This window comes from Bradyrhizobium sp. 195, from assembly GCF_023101665.1.
GTDB lineage: Bacteria > Pseudomonadota > Alphaproteobacteria > Rhizobiales > Xanthobacteraceae > Bradyrhizobium.
Map to the genome: position 1 here is coordinate 1,335,146 of NZ_CP082161.1, position 18,087 is coordinate 1,353,232.

The following is an 18,087-nucleotide window of genomic DNA, read 5'->3' on the forward strand; positions in this document are numbered from 1 at the left end:
GTATTGTTTCAGTGTGTTGTGACCTGGCTAGGGACGTGTGCGGGCCTTCACTTAATGGATTTTCAGTCCTTCTTGTATTATATTGGAGGAGAGGAGAATCTATGTCCGCGCGACGTGCCACGATCAAAGCCCGCTACACCGCCAACGTGATCCAGAGGCTCGCGAGCGCCGACAATGTCGCTGTCGTTGTGTCCGCCAACGACCTCTTCGCGCACCACGTCAAGCGCCTTTCCGGCGATGACATTCACTTTGACCCGATCGAGAATACGATCGTGGCCCTGCAGCGTGCCGGCATTCTGGATCGCGTCCAGGCCGTCCGACTTCAGGCCCGCTATTTGCGCGAAAATCGTTCGTGACCTTCGATCCTTTCGGGGACTTTGAGACGCGCGGCTATTTGCGCAACGTCGCAAAGACCAAGGACCTAGCGGTGGTCCAGCGCCTTCAGCACAATTCCTTTCTGACCGGTGTCGATGCGGGACTTGCGCAACTTGAAGCACGCTCATCCCTGACCTACGCCGATGTGCTACAGACTCACAAGACACTGTTCGAGGCTGTCTTTCCTTGGGCCGGCGAAGATCGTCTTACGAACGCTTCGACGATTTTCGTCAACAAGGGTTTGGTGCTCTTCGCACACCCCAAAGACATCCGCCGCGCCGTGGGCTATGCGCTCGAAAAAGGACAGGACAAGGCTTTCATGGCCGAGAAGCCCGGCGAGGTGATGGGCTATCTCGCCTACGGTCATCCGTTTCTCGACGGCAATGGGCGCACGATCATGCTGATCCATGCGGAACTCGCGCGGCGCGCCGGCTTCAGCATCGATTGGTCCGCGACCGACAAGGACCAGTATAGGTCTGGGCAAAACGCACTCCGGCTTCCACTTGCCTTATTCCGGGCCTTTCGTGCCGGAAGGATGCCAATGCCGTAATGGGACGCCATCATCCCGTAGCTGCGATTGATTTCAGGGTCGTAGAACGAAGCCCGGTGCACGCCGGACTTCAGATTGTCAGGGACGACGAGGCGTGGCACCCCGCCAAAGAACCGGAACATCCGGACATGGGCCTCGATCCAGTCCGGAAGTGTCTGCGTCCAGGTCGCCTCGGCGTAGGTGTAATTCGAGGCGCCAAGCACGGCGACGAAGATCTCCGCGTCGCGCACAACCCCGGTTGCGCGATCAACGATCATGATCTTCTTGCCGGAGTAATCGACAAAGACCTTGTCGCCGGCCGGATGGTCCTGCCGCATCGTCGGAGATAGCCGCCGCTCGAATTCCCGGAATAAATCGCAGAACCGGCTGCAGCCATAACCTTCCGGATGCACCGCCCGGTACTCCTCCCACAGCACCATCAGATTGACGCCAGGCCGCTTCAGCTCACAGGGCAGCGAGGCCCAATCCGGCTCAGCTCGCCGGCGGAAGCCGCGCCTGACGCCGGCATGGGCAAACAGACGTTGTTCAAGAACGGCGTCGGTCAGATCGCCCGCCAAAGGCCACGCCAGCCCGGCAGTCGAGGCACGCTTGAGATTGTCCTGGATGGTGCTGCGCGCCACGCCGAGCGTGCGCCCGATCTCCCGGGCGCTCACCCCATCACGGGCAAGCCGCAGCATCTGTCGTATCTGTCGCATGGTCAGTTCTCTCTTGGCCGGCATCCGCTTCCCCTCGTTGACTCAACGAGGGACTTGATGCCCGAGGGACTGACCCAAACGAAAACGCCGACTTCCAAAAACCCGGCCGGCTTCAAATCGGAATACCCGGCCGGAATAAATCGGAATCCGCACGTACTGCACGCTCGCGGACTGCCCGGCAATCGCTATGACGGGCACTCGCTCGGCACCATCATCGAGGCGACGGAAATGCTAACCGGCTGCGCGATCGAGCGCGCCTATGTCGGCAAGGGCTATCGCGGCCACAACACCGATAGACCGCGCCGCGTCTTCATCTCCGAGCAGAAACGGGGCGTCTTCGGCGTCATCGAGCGCGAGCTCCGGCGCCGTTCAGCCATCGAGCCCATCATTGGCCACATGAAGAGCGACGGCCAGCTCGCCCGCTGCCATCCCAAGGGGCGTGAGGGCGACGCCATCAACGTCATCCTCACCGCCGCGGCCGCAACCGCCGCCGCGTGCTCGCCTGGCCGAGGGATTTGCTGACATCAATCCTGATCATCCTCTGGCAAGCAGGTGTCCGGTCGCAGGCGCTCAAACCGCCTTCTTAGCGGCGACGATTCCACGATGCTTGGCGGCAGCGAGTCAGTCCGAGCCTGATGAGATTGGCCGCCGATCAAGCTAGCTTGGCTCCGAAGCCGCCGCACACAAGCTTGCCGAGATCGCGTCTGGCATAAAGCCGATTCAGGACGGGCACATCGCGCCGGTCAACACGTCCGTCCTTAAGGTCGGCGGCAGCGGCGCAGAGCTTAGCGCCAGGATCAGAGCGCATGGATTGCTGTGGCTCAAATTCGCTCGACATCTCTCCTGATTTGGTGTCTTCGACCGAAATGGCCGAGACACCCTATCTCCCTCAGATTGGCGCATCAAACGGCGAAACCACCTCGGACCGGCCTGATGGTGAACATTGGTGCCGTTGTTACAAAGCACCTCGCGGATCGAATTGTCGGTTTCGCTCGGCTTGACCTTTGCCGCAGCTGTCGGTTTGCCTGCGCTCCTTGCTCCACCGCCTGCCCAAACATGAATGCCTGCGGATCTCGCATTACATAAAGTCACCATCCTCTTCGGAATCTGCTGCAACCTCAGTATCACTATCGACCTTGGAGAGATAAAGCTGAGATTTAGTTGCGCGCTGCCATTCACCAAGGCTGTTTTTTGTCCACTGCGCGGACTGAGTGGGGTCAAGTACCATGTCGTCCTCATCCACTTCAACGAAGCCCATTGTCTCTGCGCGGGCCTTCGCTTCTGCATTAGCAGGACGCCAGTTCACCAATGGTCGTTCGCCGTCTTGCCGAAGTTGATGTTCGAGCAGAATATCGCCGGCGTTCGCGACAAGCGGATGAGCAACCTGAAAATCCACAATTGAGGTGACTTCACTTCGTCCAGGGAATTGTTCTCGCCACTTATCGCTTTCGAACTCAGTCATGTTGAATCCGGCTTCCGTTCTTTGGAGGCCGACGCTCACATTTCCTAATTGGTAGCTGTAATATCGGGCGTCTTCTGAATCTCTTCTGATACCGTATTCCTTAGCGACCTCTGCTGTGCGCTTAGCTCTTGCGGATACAAATTCCGAGTACTCGTGTGGATTGTTGGCGATGCGGTTGATTGCGTCGCCATGAAAGGTCCTCACTTCTGTCCTGAAGGTAGCTCTGTCGATCTCGACCACAGGAGGTTTTCGAACGAGGGAATAACTCGGTTGCGAAGGTGAGCTGCCAGCAGACTCCTGCAATCGCGTTCTAGCGAACGCATCGGCGAAGCCCTGGCTTTCGGCACCCGCTTCCTCAGCGTTGGCTGCCCGATGATATCTTTCTTCGGCCGGAGTATCGGGCCAATTGTTAACTCGACCGTACATGACGACTGCACCTGGATCATACATCTTGCATTGTTTCAGGTCGTTAGACCTTACCCGCTTGATAGACAGCTTAGCTGTCCGTAAGCTGACGCCAGCGCATAAAGGGAAAATCCGACCAGGCCTTTGGGCAGCTCGACTGCGTATCGTCGAGGCGTTGCGCGATGCAGGCTTCCACGTTATCCAGCCAGCACGAGGCGAGGAGGTGCTGGACTGGTGCAAGCGGCACGTCGCAAGGGAACATGATGCGGAGCACTCGGACCCGCCGAGGCGTCGAGCTCGCCGCGAGGGAAGCGACTTCCACCGCCGCCCGAGCGTCTCGTGCGCTGGATGGCTTGCTCGACCTGGTGGCACTCCCAGTCCGAGGCAGCGAACTGCACGCAGTGTCGACCGGATATTCGGGTGGCGCGTGGCGCGCAACGCGATCGCGAGAGTGACTCCGGATGACGTCACCTACTACGTGGCACTGCCGTTCGACGAGCGCCTGAACGGCGGTTGGCGTAGAAAGGGGCGCGCCGTGCTCGAACTCATGGAAGCTCCGGCCTTCCGAAGCCGAGTCGGGAAGACAGGCAGCCGGAGCTGAGCCATCGACTACCATGCCCGCGGCTCGTCTTCCGGTCTCGAGCCAGCTCTGCTGGGATCATTGGCGGACGACGGTCTGGCCGCCGGCGAAGTGGTAGATTACCTGAGCGCAAACGCAGCTCTTGTGCTCGCCGAAGCGCTCTCGCGGAAGCCGCGCATGCTCGTGGCGATCGTCTTCGCGACCAAGATGGCTCGGACGATTTGGGCCATGGCCACACGGAAGGTGGGTTATCGGAACCCAGCGCAGGCAGTGACGGCATCATGACGAATGCAGCACGAAATAGCCTGACGTTGGTGAAGGGTGTGAGAAGGCGACGATCCTAATGGGCAGAACGATCGAACAGATCTGGATCAGGAAAACCAGTTGGAGCCGAGGTGCTCGGAAATGAGAATTGGACTTGATCCGCGGATCACCATACAGGCCAGCGGCTTCTGAGGACGCCGTAAAGGAAGGCCTGACAGAAGACCGCATCGTCCACACGCCGAACGGGTCAGAAACTTCTTGCATCACGGGCGGCAACGACAGAAGGCTCTACACGAAGTACCGTCAGATCGATAGCCCGCCAGTGGCCGCCGCCAAGGCGTCGTTTAGTCCGTCAACCGCGTATCGGACCGAGAACGACCCCGCCTCCCATCGCAGAAGAAGGGTGGGCGCGGCCGTCGCCGGCCGGACCGGTTGACCGATATGTTTTGAGACAGAAGTGGTGCCGATGCTCGCGGCAGCCCGATGTCACCGATGCGCAGTGGCTGCAGCGGCTCCGTTCGTTTGGACTGTTGCGGGCCACCTTTCCGCCCAAAGGACAGATTGCGGAGCTGCGATCCTACGTGCGCAAGCGCAAGCGTCTGGTTGAGTGCGCGGCCTCGCACATCAAGCATATGCACAAGACTTTGACGGAGATGAGTCTTCAACTCCACCACGTCTCGCCGACATCACCGGCGCCACCGGCTGCGCCTCATCCGCGCGATCCTGAGGCGCTGGCGTGCTTGCGCCATTACAGTTGCCACGCTAGTGCGGAGACGATCGTGAAGGCGCTCACCGGAAGCTATCGCGCCGAGCGTCTGTTTGCGCTCGAGCAGGCACTTGCGCTTTAGGACGCCTACCACGAGAAAGCATCTGTCTGCGACGCCCCCGATCGAAGCCGTGTTGAAGGCGCGTCGGAATCGAACCGATCAGGCGAACGCTCTAGCTTACGAACGTCCGCGTGGCGCTGTTCGGGTTGGTCGGAAAGGACATCACCACGCTCGAGGGCCTCGGTCCTTACCTCTCGCTGAAGCTGATCGCTGAATGCGGCGACGACCTCTCCCCTTTGGCCAAGTGCAAAGCATTTTACCTCCTGGCTGGGACTGGCGCCGAACAACAAGGTCCCGGCGGCAAAATGCTCTCATCCCGAACGCGCCGATCCGGCCGCGGAACTTCTGCGCCTCGCTGCCGTGACCGCGGGTCATACAGACACCGCGCTCGGCGCCTTTTACAGGTGACTTTCATCGCGCATTGGCGAGGCCAAGGCAGTGACCGCCCGCAAGATCGCAGTTCTGTTCTACAACGCTTTGCGATACGGACGGACTATGTCGATCCAAGGGCCTCGTACTACGAGACGCGTTATCCAACACGAGTGGTCAACAATTTGCATGGGCGTGCCAAGGCATTGGGCTTTGTTCTCCAAGCCTTGGAGCCGCAAGTCGGTGCTGCCGTTTCTTATGAATCATTCTCCAGCGTCAACTCCCCGCTCTTGGCATTTAGTGACTTCACATCGACCGCGGGCGCAACCGCTCGCGGAGCTCCCCGTGCCGAACACGTCAGAAGCCCGGCCCTCAAGCTGAGCTTTCCAGGCCGTCACCGGATGGGGTGGACGTCGAAGTGCTCGGCCAATTGGGCTATCGTCCGGTCGCCCTTGACGGCCGCAAGCGCCACCTTCGCCTTGAAAGCCGGGCTGTGGCTCCTGCGCGGTCATCTGTTCAATCTCAGCTGTTCGTGGCGATCATCGCCGCTTTCAGGCAGAAACTCCAATTATCGACCTGTTCAAATTTGCGGAGCCGGCTTCTCAGAAGAGTGGCGCCAGGTGCTTGGGGTACGCCTCGAGTGCAGCGCGCGTTCTTCCGCCGCCGTTTGCCAAGTGGCGGCTTCGCCCTGACGACCTGGCACATACCGAGTTTCTCGACGCCGTGCTGTCGGGCGGCGCAGGCGTTGCAAGCCTCCGTCCCTGAAAAGGTAGATACGAATCCGCACCTTACCCGCAACTGGCCTTTCAGGCCACCTTCTGAGACGACGGCGGCGTAGCGACCTGACTCGGAACGCCTGCGGCCTGCACGGGCTCGGTAAGGCGTGCCTTCAGGTCGTCCAAATGGTCCTCGGCATAGGATTGCACTTTCGAGATCGCCGTATCGAGGCCGAACTGCGCGGTCTGTTCGAGCATCTCCTTTGCGAGGCCCTCGCGCAGCGCGAATTTGACCTCGGGCCCAGCTACAAAGCTAATGGCCTGCGCCGCAAGATTAAGGCCAACCTCTTCCAGCGCCTGTTTCATATTACCCCCGCTAATGGCCGTATGCAGAAGGTTCGCTGCTTGGGACTCGAACTCGAGCACCATCGATATGCCATCGGCCAATTCGCCCAGTCCCGGAATGACGCCGAGCAGGCCTACTGCCGTGGCCTCCCAGTCGAGCACCTTCGAGCCCACCTTGGCTACGTCGTCGACCGCATGCATGAGGACCCCACCATTCTTCTTCGGAGACGCGACATCGGGTTGGTCGGATACCCCCATCATCATGTCTGTGACTGCATTTTGTTCAGCGGCGGTCTTGGGGACATGGGTCTTGATCTGCTGAACGGTATGGTTCGCAGGTGACATGTTGCTATAGAAGTGCGTAAAGTCGTTGTTGCTAATGTTACCGGAGTCGACCGTATGCCCGCCGCCTAAGTCGAAGAACTCCTGATGGGTCTTGTAGCCCGTAATCGAATTATTTAGCAAACGGAACAAGAGCGGGTCCGAGAGCAGCTGCGATGCCGCTTCTCGTATCTTCGGGTCGAGAGTCTTGTCCTCCACCATACTCGCCAACTTGTGTCGTGTCAGGTCGCCGTCCCCGAAGAAGGCATTCTGATTCTTGTTGATCGTGTCGAGCGTGTTCAGCTCGCTTTGCGTGGAATTCATCGACGACGAAGCGACTTGCAAGAAGTCTTCCTTGTGGATTTTATCAGTCGCACCACCGCACAACTGCTTCCAGGCGTCCGGGTGCTCGAGGAAGTGTTGAGCCGCCGCGATCAGCTGAGGCGGACACTTACCGACGTCGGCTTTGCCGTCGACGATCCGCTTGAAATCGTCGAGGCTCAAATTCTTGGGCAGGTAGTCAGAATACTTGTAAAGCTCGCGCAATGCATCATTCAAGGTCATGACCGATGCTTGTCCATTCGAGGTGCCGTCGGATGGAATATAGTTCTGCTCGTAGCTATGCGCTTGCTGCTCCTGGAATGTAGCAACCTGCGAATGGCTGGCGGAAAACTCTGACAGATCCTTGGCCTTGATCTTGCCGCCGCAGCGGCCGTCCCCTTGGGAGCCAATCGCATAGAAGAGCTCTGGATCGCGTCGCAATCCGTCGATCGCCTCCTTCAGATCCGGGGGCGTCGACGGATCGCTGGCCTTGGCTGCCAGCGAGTCCCAGCTGAGTGGGCATTGGTCCTTGTGCCGGTTCAGCACTGCCACGATCTGCAACTCGGCATTGGTCAGCGTGCCGCCGTTCCACGTGATCCTAGAGCTTGGCACCGGAGTGCTCGGTACGTCAGGCGATGGAGCAGCCGTCGACGATGCGTTTGCACTAGGGGAGTCGACCGAGGAGGAATCGACCAAGGAGGAATCGACCGAGGAAGAAAAAACCGGATCTTTCATCAGCGCCTCGATCGCCGCCTTCGCGTGCGCTGACAACTGGTCCAGCGAATCCTGCGGGATCTGTCGCTCTGATTGCAGCAGATCCGGTGGCGTGGAGGGAACGTCGGATTTCTCTTCCCGCGAGTAGATGGACACCATTGCCTCGAAGATCGAAGGTTCGCCTTGCCGAATCTGGCCGGCGGTCTGCGCGGATGATCCCAAGGCTGACGAAGCCCCCGGAACAAGCCCGAACTGAGCTGGATCTGCACTGGCGGGCAGCGAAACGCTGTTGAGCTGCATTAGGTTCATTTCCATTCCATTGCGGTAAATACTTGGCTCGGCGTCGTAAGATCGAGGCTTTCATGTTAAGGGGGCGAGCTTTCGAGAAGCTGACGACTTTTAGACGGAGCAGGACGAGCCAATGTCGGTCGTCTTAACATCCGGGAGAGGCGTCATCGCGCTCATGAAACTCATCTCCGGCTCAGAGCATGCGCAGGCACGACGCTGCTCTGACGCTGTCGGAAAGCAGGCGCCTGCGGTCGTCAGTCCCGAGTGACGATCGCTGTGTGGAGCCACGAAACAACATCACCACCGATTCCCGCGGTAGCATTTCCAACTGCGCGCGGTTTTGCCTCCGCCTCGCCATCACACCATTGAGCGTCCGATCCAGGAATGTGATGAGCTCCGCTGGACCAGCCCGCTATCTGGCGTTCGTCGACATAATGTAGAGATCAGATCGCCGTAGACACTCGCGCGGTGGCAGTCCCGGCATGCACCTGCGATTGCGCGCTCTCACCTGGCCGTTGATGCTGACTGATATTGAGATTGTTGCTGCATCCGTCTTTCGACTCGTCAGCTTCCCGACAGCTAATCCCAGTAGCGTAAGCAACGTGGATCGCTCGGTGGTGATACCACCTTTCTGACCGACTGAAGTGAGAGGCACCAGATGGCCGGCGCAATCGAAAGCGTAATTCATACCAATTCTGACAGTGGCAGCTCGCTGTCTGAAGCGGATCGTCAAAACTTCGAATCGGCTTTCGGTTCGGTTTTTGCCAATCTCGCGATGCGAGAGATGACTCGAAACATGGAAAATATTCACGAAGCTATGGCTGAAACAGAAGAAGATATCTGACGCCGGATTCGCCGACGTCAGTGGAGTGTCGCCATTCGTGGCGGCAGATTCAAGCAGAAGGTGAAGCGATATGACGAAAACAAGCGCTACTAACTCTTCTAATGGTAGTGTTGGCCACGACCAGAATGATAGCAAGGCTGATAATAAGTCCACGGGTTCCGGTGGCAGTTCCACGGCGTCTACCGCCGCATCAGGCGCTGGAACTGCACTTGAGAAGGTTGGTGGGGCGGCTACGTTCGAGGGGCTAATCGCGGAGTTGAAGGCCGTTAGCCTGCAAGCCATGGTGCAGGACATCCGGTTGCGTTCACTGTCGACCGAGCTCTCGAGTGAGAGGAAGGTGGCCAGCGAGCGCGTCAACGGATAACGGTGAAAGGCGGGGCGAATCCTCGCCCCGCCTTTCCCCTCATCGGGGTGATGTGAGTGGTGCGGCCTAGGAATGAGTCGTGCGACTAACGCCCTGCCGTGCTCCTCATAGTTCGGAGAATTGTCCGTGAATGAGGCCGCCTCCTTACATTTCGAGGTACTGTCGGGATCTTATGCCGGGCTAAGCGGGAAGGCGGCTGTCGGAACGAGCCTTATCGGTAGCGGCCTGGACGCGGATATGGTTTTCGTCGAACAAGGGCTTGAGCCGCATCACCTACGTATCACCCTCGTTGGCAATTCAATCGAGCTTGAGGCTCTTGCGGCCGTAAGCATCCCAGAGGGCGAAGGGGATATTGCCGCAGGTGAGCGTGTTGTTCTTTTTCTTCCCGCCGTCATTCGTGCGGGCGCCATGTCTATTCGCTGGTCGATGCAGAATGCAGTTGAGGCTCGGTCGATCAGCCTCTCGCGCGGTTGGATCTCAGCTCTCGCCCTCGTGCTCCTCAGCTTTCTTGGTGTAGGCAGTCTCTGGACCATTTTCTTCAAAGCCAGCGGAAGTGCACCGACCGGCATTGCGCCGCCTGCGGCAGAGCTGGTACCCAAGCTGGGCATGAACCGGCCTGACGATCGGCGAGCTCAGGCTGCAGCCGAAGGCCTGAAACAGGAAATTGATAAGGCGGGCCTGCTCGATATCAGGGTTGGTTCGGGGCCGGGTTTTGTTAGCGCTGAGGGAAAAGTCACGCCTGCAACCGTTGCGAAATGGCAGGAGCTCCAGCAATGGTTCGATGGTCGTACATCCGGTGCGGTGACACTGGTGAACGGAGTGATGGTCAAGGAGGAAAAGCAGCCATCCTCAATCGCGATCGAAGCTGTTTCGCGCGGACCCCAGCCCTATCTGCTTGTCGGTGGGCAGAAGTATTTCGTCGGCGCTCTCTTGGCCGACGGATGGGCGGTCACTCGAATCGAGGATGGGCGTGTGCTGCTAAGCCGCAATGACCGCGTTGTTGCCGTTCCGTATTAGGCTTTCCGGGCCCGAAGCAAGGATAAGGAGATCGTCATGTCAAAGGTGTCCCGCTACGATGTCGGGCCTGGCACTGCTTCGCAGAGACTCAGCGAGCACCATCATCAACCAGTGATAGGGCCGACCATCCAACCCAATAAAGGTGAGGCGGACGGTGCTCGTGCAAATGGCGAGAAGGAGCTGGCGTCGATCTGGGGCGAGCTGAACACGCGTTATATGCCGCTGGATGTAGCGATCGAAGCTGCATCGGAGGCCAAAGATATTGATGCAGTCGGGCGTGTCAGTCTCAACGAGATGCGCACTCGCATTTATGAGATCGAGCAACCCGCTGGGGTGGCATCGCTCTACGGGCGCGATATCGCGCACGATCTACTCTCCTTCGTCACTCCAAGCCTTCGTCATCCGGACATGCTGCGGGGAGAGCGGTATAGCATTGTTCTGGAACGTCTCGTCCATAAGCTGGCGGCCGCGCCTGCGGATTCGATGGCGGGGGACGGTATCGTCGTCCTACGGCAGGGACTGCACTGGCTAGCGCTGCTTCGCCAGAATCGGAATAGCTTGATCGAAGCCTAACAATGTTCAACTCCGATGGAGCGCAACGGACGACCAACATTTCCGAATCCGATAACGTCTCACTGAGTTCCGGGCAGGAGCGCGATTTGCTCTGTACACTTTCCTATCTTCACCTTGCATGTGGGCAGAGCGCAGAATGCGTGGCTCTCTTGCGACTCATCGTCGGCAACCACTCGCGAGATGTCGATCTATTACGGATTCTCGCCTATGCCCTCATCTTGGAAGGCCTCGGAGGTGAGGCGTTGCAGGTCCTAGATAGACTGAACACACTTGATGACGAACCCTCGGCGCGTATCTCTTTGATGCTGTTGCGTAGCCACGCCCTGCGGCGGGCCGGCCTCATAGACGAGGCGCTCGCCGCTTTCCAGCGCTATGTCTCGTTGCGTGACAGCACTGGCCTGATCAATCAACGATCGGAAGGTCCTCATGACCAGCGTCCTGCGTAAGATCATTGCGCGCGCGTCGGCCAGCTCCGATTTGATGGTCGCGTTGATGCTGCTTCTGACGGTCGGCATGATGATCATGCCGATCCCGATAGTGGCGATCGATACGCTCGTCGGCTTCAATCTGGGCTTCGCCATATTGCTGCTGATGGTCGCTCTCTATATTAGCACTCCACTTGATTTCTCGTCCTTGCCAGGCGTCATTCTGATTTCCACGGTGTTCCGTCTGGCGCTCACCGTCTCAACGACGCGGCTGATCTTGGCTGAGGGGGATGCGGGCAGCATCATTCGCACGTTCGGTGATTTCGTCATATCGGGAAATATCGTCGTCGGCATTGTCATATTTTTAGTCGTGACCATGGTGCAGTTCATCGTCGTGGCCAAGGGGGCTGAACGCGTGGCCGAGGTGGCGGCGCGGTTCACGCTCGATGCTCTGCCGGGCAAGCAGATGGGAATCGATGCGGAATTGCGCAATGGCCATATCGATCAGAACGAAGCCCGCAGCCGGCGCGCTACATTGGAGAAAGAAAGCCAGCTTTACGGGGCTATGGATGGCGCCATGAAATTCGTGAAGGGCGACGCCATCGCAGGATTGGTGGTTATCTGCGTCAACATGCTGGGCGGGATCACCATCGGCCTGCTCTCCAAGGGCATGTCTTTAGAGGCGGCGCTGCATCAATATACCCTGCTGACCATAGGTGATGCGTTAATCTCACAAATTCCCTCGCTGCTGCTCTCGATTACAGCTGCGACAATCATAACTCGTGTAAATGGGGTTGTAAGGCTCAATCTTGGGACCGACATCGTTAACCAGCTCACAGCAAACTCGCACGCATTGCGGCTGTCTGCCTGCGTCCTCGTTGTAATGGGGGCTATTCCGGGTTTTCCGCTCCCTGTCTTTCTCGTCTTGGCTGCAGTCTTTGCGGCAGCGAGCTTTGCCGACGGTGGGACCCAAAGCGGCAAGAAAAGCACTGATATCTCTCGCCCGGCTCCCACACAGTCTAACAAGGAAATCGTGCCTGCGGAGGCGCTTCCCGTCGCGTTGTTCCTTGCGTCAAGTCTGACACGGGCGATCGACAAAGAAGAATTGCAACAGCACATTGCACGCGTTTCGGGACTGATCTCGTCTGATCTCGGCATCACAATTCCGCGCATCCCCATCGAGGTCGACGAGCGCTTGCCAGACTTGCAGTACAGGGTGGATGTCGAGGGCGTGCCCGTCGAGCAGGAGTTAATTGATCCAACGCAGCTCCTACTGCACGACGATCCGGCCAACATTGAATTGAGTGGCATCCCGTTTCGGCATGACCGGGAGACGGATCAAATCTGGATTGAACAGAGCAATGCACCGGCTCTCAAAGCAGCCGGCATCGGGCACCACCGTCCCATTGAAATCCTAGCCTTGCGCGTCCATTCGGCGTTGACCCGCTATGCACAGTGCTTGGTGGGTATCCAGGAGACGCGCCAGTTGCTGGCCCGCATGGAGACGGAATATTCCGATCTGGTCAAGGAGGTGTTGCGTACGACGCCGATCCCTAAAGTAGCCGACGTCTTGCGGCGCCTCCTGGAGGAGGGTATTCCGATCCGGAACACACGGCTGGTCTTGGAAGCATTGGCCGAATGGAGCGGACGTGAACAAAACGTCGTCTTGCTCACGGAACATGTTCGCTCCGGTCTGAGACGGCAAATCTGCCACCGGTATGCCAACGCACACCGCGTCGTGCCCGTCTTTGTCATCGAACGTCAAACCGAGGATATCGTGCGCGGCGCGGTTCGAGAGACTGCCAAAGGACCCTACCTGGTTTTGAGCGACGAGCAAAGCGAGGCGCTGCTCTCAAAAATGCGTCAGATCCATTCGAACGTAGTTCGGGGGCAGATCAAGCCCGTTATTCTTGCTTCGATGGATATACGACGCTTTGTCCGCGGCTTTCTCACCCGTAATGGGATCGATCTTGCTGTTCTATCCTATCAGGACCTTGCCTCGGACTTCACAATCCAGCCTGTTGGATCCATTACACTCGCAGCTGCAAAGGACGACAACGCCCCGTCCGAGGAACTCCGCAACACGCTCCTTGCAGCCGATTCACAGTCGCAGCAGTCAATCTAAGAAGGACCGCATGAATTCACGTCGGAAGGCAGCGCGGTGGCGCTTGGGTTCATTTTGTTTGCTTTCGTGTTCGGCTCTCTTCGCCACTCTGGGGCTCTGCAGTTGCGCTAGCTGGGATAAACCAGCTCTTCAATTGCAGGAGACGGCGGCGCCAAAGTTGCTCGGTGCCAAAGATATCGATCCAGCTATGCGCGAACGCATTGAGTGCGCGATTGGCCGGACTCCTGACCAGGAGCTTTGCACGACGCGCTGAAGCAGAAAAGAAGATGAATGCAGCGGATCGGTCTTGCGTATCGATGCGAAAGCGCTCGCATTGAGGTGCTCGTCAACGTCTGCCTGAACCTGTGACCTATATGCGCTGAAGACAAATGCGTTAACCTCAACAACGTGGGACGCTTGGTGAGCCACAACCGCAATACAAGCAATCGCGACAGCGCGGGGTATATCCCGATCACGTTGTCCGCGATATGGCGCAAGGTCGTGTCCCCGATGGTGGTGTAGCTCGGTAGAGCAAAGCCCCCCGGACGCGCGCTGACCTGATCGACGAACCACATCCGCGCCGGCGCAACGGTATGGTCGACATTGCAGTGGGCGCTGCCATGATCGGCTGCAATATCAAAGATCACCGGAGCTTGATCTGCCCCCGTGCCGCGCCGCCACGGCCGCACCGTGCGCGCATAGCCAGATGTCGTCGCCGTATCCCGCCCATAGGAGCTCGACAGCACCAGCGTATCGGGATCAATCCATTCAGCGTCGCGCTGGCTTCCGGCCTATCGCGAGCAAACGCGTTCGCGTCGATGTCGAACTCACGCAGGGTGACAGCATCGCTGCCGTGCCGCGAGAGGCTCAGCATCGTGCGTCCATGAGTCCCGGGCAGCGAGGCCGTCGCATTCAGAAGCCAGTCTTCACCCTCGCCGATAGCGAGCTGGTCGATGTCGAGCAGAACCTCCCACAACGCGGCGTTCGAAATTCTTCCAGAGTGGTTCGTCGCCAGAGGCCGCGTGGATTGTTGGCGTCCTTCCAGAGATTGTAGAGATAGCCGCCACGGCGGCTAGTATATGCTGTCTGATCGATCGTAAATCGAGGCCAGCGCATCCCGCTCCCGCTCGAATGCCGCTCCGCCAAACGGCTGCAACGTCTTGTAATTCTGCCGCTTGATAAATCTCAGCGCCCGCGCGCTTTCGATCTGTTCCAATCACCAATATGGATCATCGTCTGGAGCCGAGAGCGAGGGCTTTCCAGCCCGCCACTTTGTCTTCGCTCTTGCTTTGATTGCAGTTCACTACCTCCAGTCCTGGCATTTAGGCGCAAAGTGGGTATGGCATCCGCGGTGAAGCGCCGTCTCTCGTAAGTTTCTACGACCTGACGCGACGTGAGATGCAAGGCTAGTCCTTGGACGCGGATGTCGCACGGCATCACAGTTTTAGTGGCGATGACAATACGCGCGCGGTTGGAGCGATCCCAGCGGAGCTCGACTGAAGGATTGCGGCGATGACCCTCGCGGGTCCATCTCTGCGACGCAGCCCATTTACACCGACGCGATCGCCATTGTGCGGGATGCTGCGGATCTTCGCGGATATCACGTCGCAGAACCAGCCGACGTTTCGAGCGAACAGTACTTAGGCTCTTGGGTAGTATTCGCCTGCGTGATCAAGGCAATCGTTTCCGTCATCAAAGCCTGGTCCTCCCTGCATGTGCATTCCGGTATTCGGCAAATGTGTGTTGTGTTCGATTCCGACGCGGTCGTGTTTCAATGCGCGCTCGTGTGTCGCGAAAACGACATTCCCGAAGCGAGGCAGTGGCGGTTTACAGATCGAAGGAAGTTCTGTCATATTTTATATGCGATAAGTTTGGCCTCGGCGTGGGTGGCCGCTATTGGGTCACGCGGACGCCATGACATAGTGAACGAATCTCCATCACGTCAGCGAAAAGCGTATCGCCAACTGTGCTACTGTGACGCCAGAAAGCCCGACCTTCCAGTTCAAATTAATCAATTCGCGCTTCGCGGGCTCCCCCGTGCGACTACCACCTTTCACATCCGTAACAGCCATGACAGGATTTCTGCACTGTCAGCACGGCGAGACGAGTTAGGATCGTTGGATTGCTCTCACCCCGCGCGGCCAGAGTTAGAACCTTCTCGGCGAGGCAAGCCTTCAATGAAGACGTCCGCTTTGCTTCAGGCACCATCCGGACAGCATCCTCCAGAGCACCTCTCAGCACAGCATGCAGCTTGGTTTGAGGGGGTGGATATGACATGGCGCAAAATCCTGAACTTTGAATCTAACGATGAGGGCCCAGCATGTCCCAGCCTCCTGATGGTCCATCAAAACGTTTGATAATGATGTTTCGTTTTGAGGTGGCAGTCAGTGGCTCAGCTGTGCCAAAACGAATACAATGACTAGGACCCGTTGAATGTGACAGTGGAGCTTCACAGACAGCTAAATTTTTGTTCTGATCATTGCTGGGCGATCTCGACATTGACGCGACCGGAAAATCGTAGCGGCTTCGGCATTGCCGAAGGCAGTCTGCCGTGGTGACGTCCAGATCAAGCTGAAGTGACGCCTGTGCTACGCGGCTTCGTCTTCGAGCCGAACGTGCAGTTGGTGTGTCCCGCGATTGAAGAGGAGTTCGGATCAGCCGAGGCCCGAACGGTCTCTACTGATGGGGCAAGCCACGTCTGTGCACAGTATACTCTGGGCCAAGCCGCCGGCGATATGTGCCGGCCAGGGGGCGCGTTGAGGGTGCGCTAGACACTGCCCGGTGGCGACATAGATGCGTCGGTTCGCGAGGACCTTGCCGATGAAGCGGCTGCCGCAGATCACAAGATCTAGGCATTGATCCCGCTGAGGCCCAGGGCCGCGTTCCAACTTCTTATGAGCTTAAGGTGCCGCCCCTTTGCCTGTTTATTCGTTAGCGTCCGCTCGAAAACGGCTCGTCGCCTCTCGTGTGTAGAGCATAGCCGCCGCGCTCTGTTGGCTCACTGAGGCGTCAGGGCAGGGCTTGCGGACGGCAGCACGGGCGTGGCGTGCGAACCGGAAACGAGTCGCGCCGGCGGCCGCCGCTGCTTGGAATTCATCCAGGTGGTCGATGAGCCATTCCAACGTTTTGTCCAGTGTCTATTCGGAGTCGCCGTCGCTTTGCGCTGTTGGAATTCAGGTGTGCTCGCCAGCGGCGAAAACTGCGCATATCGGGCCGATAAGCCAGCCCGGTCACGTGGCTCCGTTGAAGAAGATCTGTCGCGTAAAAAAACAAGTCGAAGATTGGTCCTTTCCAACATCGCGCGGTACGAGCCAGATGTACCGAGGCAGGTGGCGCCGTAGCAAGTCGCTTCGCGTTCCACTGTGGGGAGAGACATCGGCGCGGACTTCAGTCTTGTATCGCGCGTTGTCTGCCATTTCGATGTCCCAACAATCGGCTTGAGTAAAGTTACGAGAGTAAGCGCGAAGCCGATACCCTTGCGTCAGAATTCGAATGAACGTGCGATGAAGCCTCCGGCTTGGACGGAGGTTTGGGATGGGATTGGACAGCAAAAAGGACGTCCATTTGGACGGCTCATCGGCGGGGTCGGTGAGCCGGCTGGAGGTTCTTGTAGGGCCCTCGGGACGTCGCGTGCGTTCCGATGCTGAGCGAGCTCGAATCGTCGCCGAGAGTCTGCTACCGGGTGCCCAGGTGTCCGAGGTGGCGCGCAAGCACGGAGTGACGCGCTGGCAGATCTACGATTGGCGACGGCGGTTTCGACAGCGGGGCATGTTGGCGCCGTGCGAGGCGTCGCAGCCGGCATTCGCGCCGCTGGTCGTGGAAGGTGCGTTGGAGGAGCGTCCGGTTCCGGCGATCAAGCTGGAGATCGCGATCGGCGATGTCGTGCTGCGGACGGATACGGCCATTGATGCCGAACAGCTGTCCCGGGTGATCCGCGCAGTGCGAGCGTCAGGATGATCGCGACCGGTGCCGATCTGAAGAGTTACATCGCGACGCGGCCGATCGACTTCCGCTGTGGCCACGATGGACTTGCGGCGAAGGTGCAGGAGATGCTTCGCCTCGACCCGTTCAGCGGTGCAGCCTTCGTGTTCCGATCGGCGGCGTGTGATCAGCACGCGCCATTGCGCCGGGATCACGTCGAGGCGCTTGCTGACGTCCTCGCCGATCTTCGTCATGGCGCCGCAACCGCACGGACACAGCGTGCTCGCAGGCTCGATGATCCGTTCCACTCGCGGCAAATGGGCAGGCAAGCAGCCGCGATTGCGATGAGAACCTTGATCCGGCACGGTCCGCGATCGGCCCTGGATCACAGCCTCGGCTCTCTCCTGAGCCGCGTCCAGGATCCCTTGCGCGATCTCCACGTCTTCCAGCGGCAAGTGATACTGATCTGGCCGCAGCTTCTCGGACTTCGCGCCGAACTTCTCGCGTCGTAATTGCCCGAGAATGGTCGCAGGGCTTCTTCCAATGGTCCCGCCAATCCCACGGTCTTCAAAACAATTCTCTTCAGTTCGCCGAAGACCAGAGAATC

At 58.6% G+C, this 18,087-nt stretch carries 10 protein-coding genes and 7 pseudogenes; 12 read left to right on the forward strand and 5 right to left on the reverse strand.

Annotated elements, in window-relative coordinates; translation table 11 throughout:
* Positions 1–101: 101 nt before the first annotated feature.
* Entirely contained in the window at positions 102–356 is a 255-nt protein-coding gene (locus IVB26_RS06280; protein ID WP_247971010.1) for a hypothetical protein, read from the forward strand.
* A 164-nt stretch (positions 357–520) separates the two neighbouring features.
* A pseudogene (locus tag IVB26_RS06285) lies at positions 521–724 on the forward strand (cell filamentation protein Fic); the annotation flags it as partial.
* Positions 725–738: 14 nt separating this feature from the next.
* Here IVB26_RS06285 and istA read toward each other — a convergent pair.
* Entirely contained in the window at positions 739–1,644 is a 906-nt protein-coding gene (istA, locus tag IVB26_RS06290) for an IS21 family transposase (protein ID WP_247971011.1), read from the reverse strand.
* Positions 1,645–1,773: 129 nt separating this feature from the next.
* Here istA and IVB26_RS06295 point away from each other — a divergent pair.
* Positions 1,774–2,207, forward strand: a pseudogene (locus tag IVB26_RS06295) (IS5/IS1182 family transposase); the annotation flags it as partial.
* Positions 2,208–2,698: 491 nt separating this feature from the next.
* On the opposite strand, the gene IVB26_RS06300 reads toward IVB26_RS06295, so the two are convergent.
* Positions 2,699–3,532 (reverse strand): effector protein NopP, encoded by an 834-nt coding sequence (locus IVB26_RS06300; RefSeq protein ID WP_276578712.1) that lies wholly within the window; start codon positions 3,530–3,532, stop codon positions 2,699–2,701.
* Between the two features lie 1,061 nt (positions 3,533–4,593).
* On the opposite strand from IVB26_RS06300, the pseudogene IVB26_RS06310 reads away from it, so the two are divergent.
* Together IVB26_RS06310 and IVB26_RS43370 are read left to right on the forward strand one after the other, a co-directional pair.
* Positions 4,594–4,812, forward strand: a pseudogene (locus IVB26_RS06310) (IS21 family transposase); the annotation flags it as partial.
* A pseudogene (locus IVB26_RS43370) lies at positions 4,805–5,784 on the forward strand (transposase); the annotation flags it as partial. The pseudogenes IVB26_RS06310 and IVB26_RS43370, both read left to right, overlap by 8 nt.
* Before the next feature lie 5 nt (positions 5,785–5,789).
* On the opposite strand, the pseudogene IVB26_RS43375 reads toward IVB26_RS43370, so the two are convergent.
* Positions 5,790–5,999 (reverse strand): annotated as a pseudogene (locus IVB26_RS43375) (transposase); the annotation flags it as partial.
* 334 nt (positions 6,000–6,333) lie between these two features.
* Positions 6,334–8,244 (reverse strand): HrpF/NolX family T3SS translocon protein, encoded by a 1,911-nt coding sequence (locus tag IVB26_RS06320; RefSeq protein WP_247971013.1) that lies wholly within the window; start codon positions 8,242–8,244, stop codon positions 6,334–6,336.
* A gap of 646 nt (positions 8,245–8,890) precedes the next feature.
* On the opposite strand from IVB26_RS06320, the gene IVB26_RS06325 reads away from it, so the two are divergent.
* The 7 genes and pseudogenes from IVB26_RS06325 to IVB26_RS06355 all read left to right on the forward strand — a co-directional run.
* Positions 8,891–9,076, forward strand: coding sequence for a hypothetical protein (locus IVB26_RS06325; RefSeq protein WP_247971014.1), 186 nt, complete (start codon positions 8,891–8,893; stop codon positions 9,074–9,076).
* Positions 9,077–9,566: 490 nt separating this feature from the next.
* On the forward strand, positions 9,567–10,457 hold the full coding sequence (locus IVB26_RS06330; RefSeq protein WP_247971015.1) for an FHA domain-containing protein: 891 nt from the start codon (positions 9,567–9,569) through the stop codon (positions 10,455–10,457).
* 36 nt (positions 10,458–10,493) lie between these two features.
* Positions 10,494–11,030, forward strand: coding sequence for a hypothetical protein (locus IVB26_RS06335; protein WP_247971016.1), 537 nt, complete (start codon positions 10,494–10,496; stop codon positions 11,028–11,030).
* A 2-nt stretch (positions 11,031–11,032) separates the two neighbouring features.
* Positions 11,033–11,476 carry a histidine kinase gene (locus IVB26_RS06340; protein ID WP_247323775.1) on the forward strand — a complete coding sequence of 148 codons (444 nt, stop codon included), beginning with the start codon at positions 11,033–11,035 and terminating at the stop codon, positions 11,474–11,476.
* Positions 11,457–13,580, forward strand: a complete 2,124-nt coding sequence (sctV, locus tag IVB26_RS06345) for a type III secretion system export apparatus subunit SctV (protein WP_247971017.1) — start codon at positions 11,457–11,459, stop codon at positions 13,578–13,580. The genes IVB26_RS06340 and sctV overlap by 20 nt, the downstream gene beginning before the upstream one ends.
* A gap of 3,513 nt (positions 13,581–17,093) precedes the next feature.
* Positions 17,094–17,516 carry an IS66-like element accessory protein TnpA gene (gene tnpA, locus IVB26_RS06350; protein WP_247971018.1) on the forward strand — a complete coding sequence of 141 codons (423 nt, stop codon included), beginning with the start codon at positions 17,094–17,096 and terminating at the stop codon, positions 17,514–17,516.
* Positions 17,513–17,611: pseudogene (locus IVB26_RS06355) on the forward strand (hypothetical protein); the annotation flags it as partial. The gene tnpA and the pseudogene IVB26_RS06355, both read left to right, overlap by 4 nt.
* A gap of 45 nt (positions 17,612–17,656) precedes the next feature.
* Here IVB26_RS06355 and IVB26_RS06360 read toward each other — a convergent pair.
* Positions 17,657–18,004 (reverse strand): annotated as a pseudogene (locus tag IVB26_RS06360) (IS66 family transposase); the annotation flags it as partial.
* Positions 18,005–18,087 lie beyond the last annotated feature (83 nt).

What these genes read in the sequence shown, in the direction of transcription:
- IVB26_RS06280 (WP_247971010.1), top strand. Translation starts at nt 102, where the DNA reads ATGTCCGCGCGACGTGCCACGATCAAAGCCCGCTACACCGCCAACGTG.
- istA (WP_247971011.1), bottom strand. Translation starts at nt 1,644, where the DNA reads ATGCCGGCCAAGAGAGAACTGACCATGCGACAGATACGACAGATGCTG.
- IVB26_RS06300 (WP_276578712.1), bottom strand. Translation starts at nt 3,532, where the DNA reads ATGTATGATCCAGGTGCAGTCGTCATGTACGGTCGAGTTAACAATTGG.
- IVB26_RS06320 (WP_247971013.1), bottom strand. Translation starts at nt 8,244, where the DNA reads ATGCAGCTCAACAGCGTTTCGCTGCCCGCCAGTGCAGATCCAGCTCAG.
- IVB26_RS06325 (WP_247971014.1), top strand. Translation starts at nt 8,891, where the DNA reads ATGGCCGGCGCAATCGAAAGCGTAATTCATACCAATTCTGACAGTGGC.
- IVB26_RS06335 (WP_247971016.1), top strand. Translation starts at nt 10,494, where the DNA reads ATGTCAAAGGTGTCCCGCTACGATGTCGGGCCTGGCACTGCTTCGCAG.
- IVB26_RS06340 (WP_247323775.1), top strand. Translation starts at nt 11,033, where the DNA reads ATGTTCAACTCCGATGGAGCGCAACGGACGACCAACATTTCCGAATCC.
- sctV (WP_247971017.1), top strand. Translation starts at nt 11,457, where the DNA reads ATGACCAGCGTCCTGCGTAAGATCATTGCGCGCGCGTCGGCCAGCTCC.
- tnpA (WP_247971018.1), top strand. Translation starts at nt 17,094, where the DNA reads ATGGGATTGGACAGCAAAAAGGACGTCCATTTGGACGGCTCATCGGCG.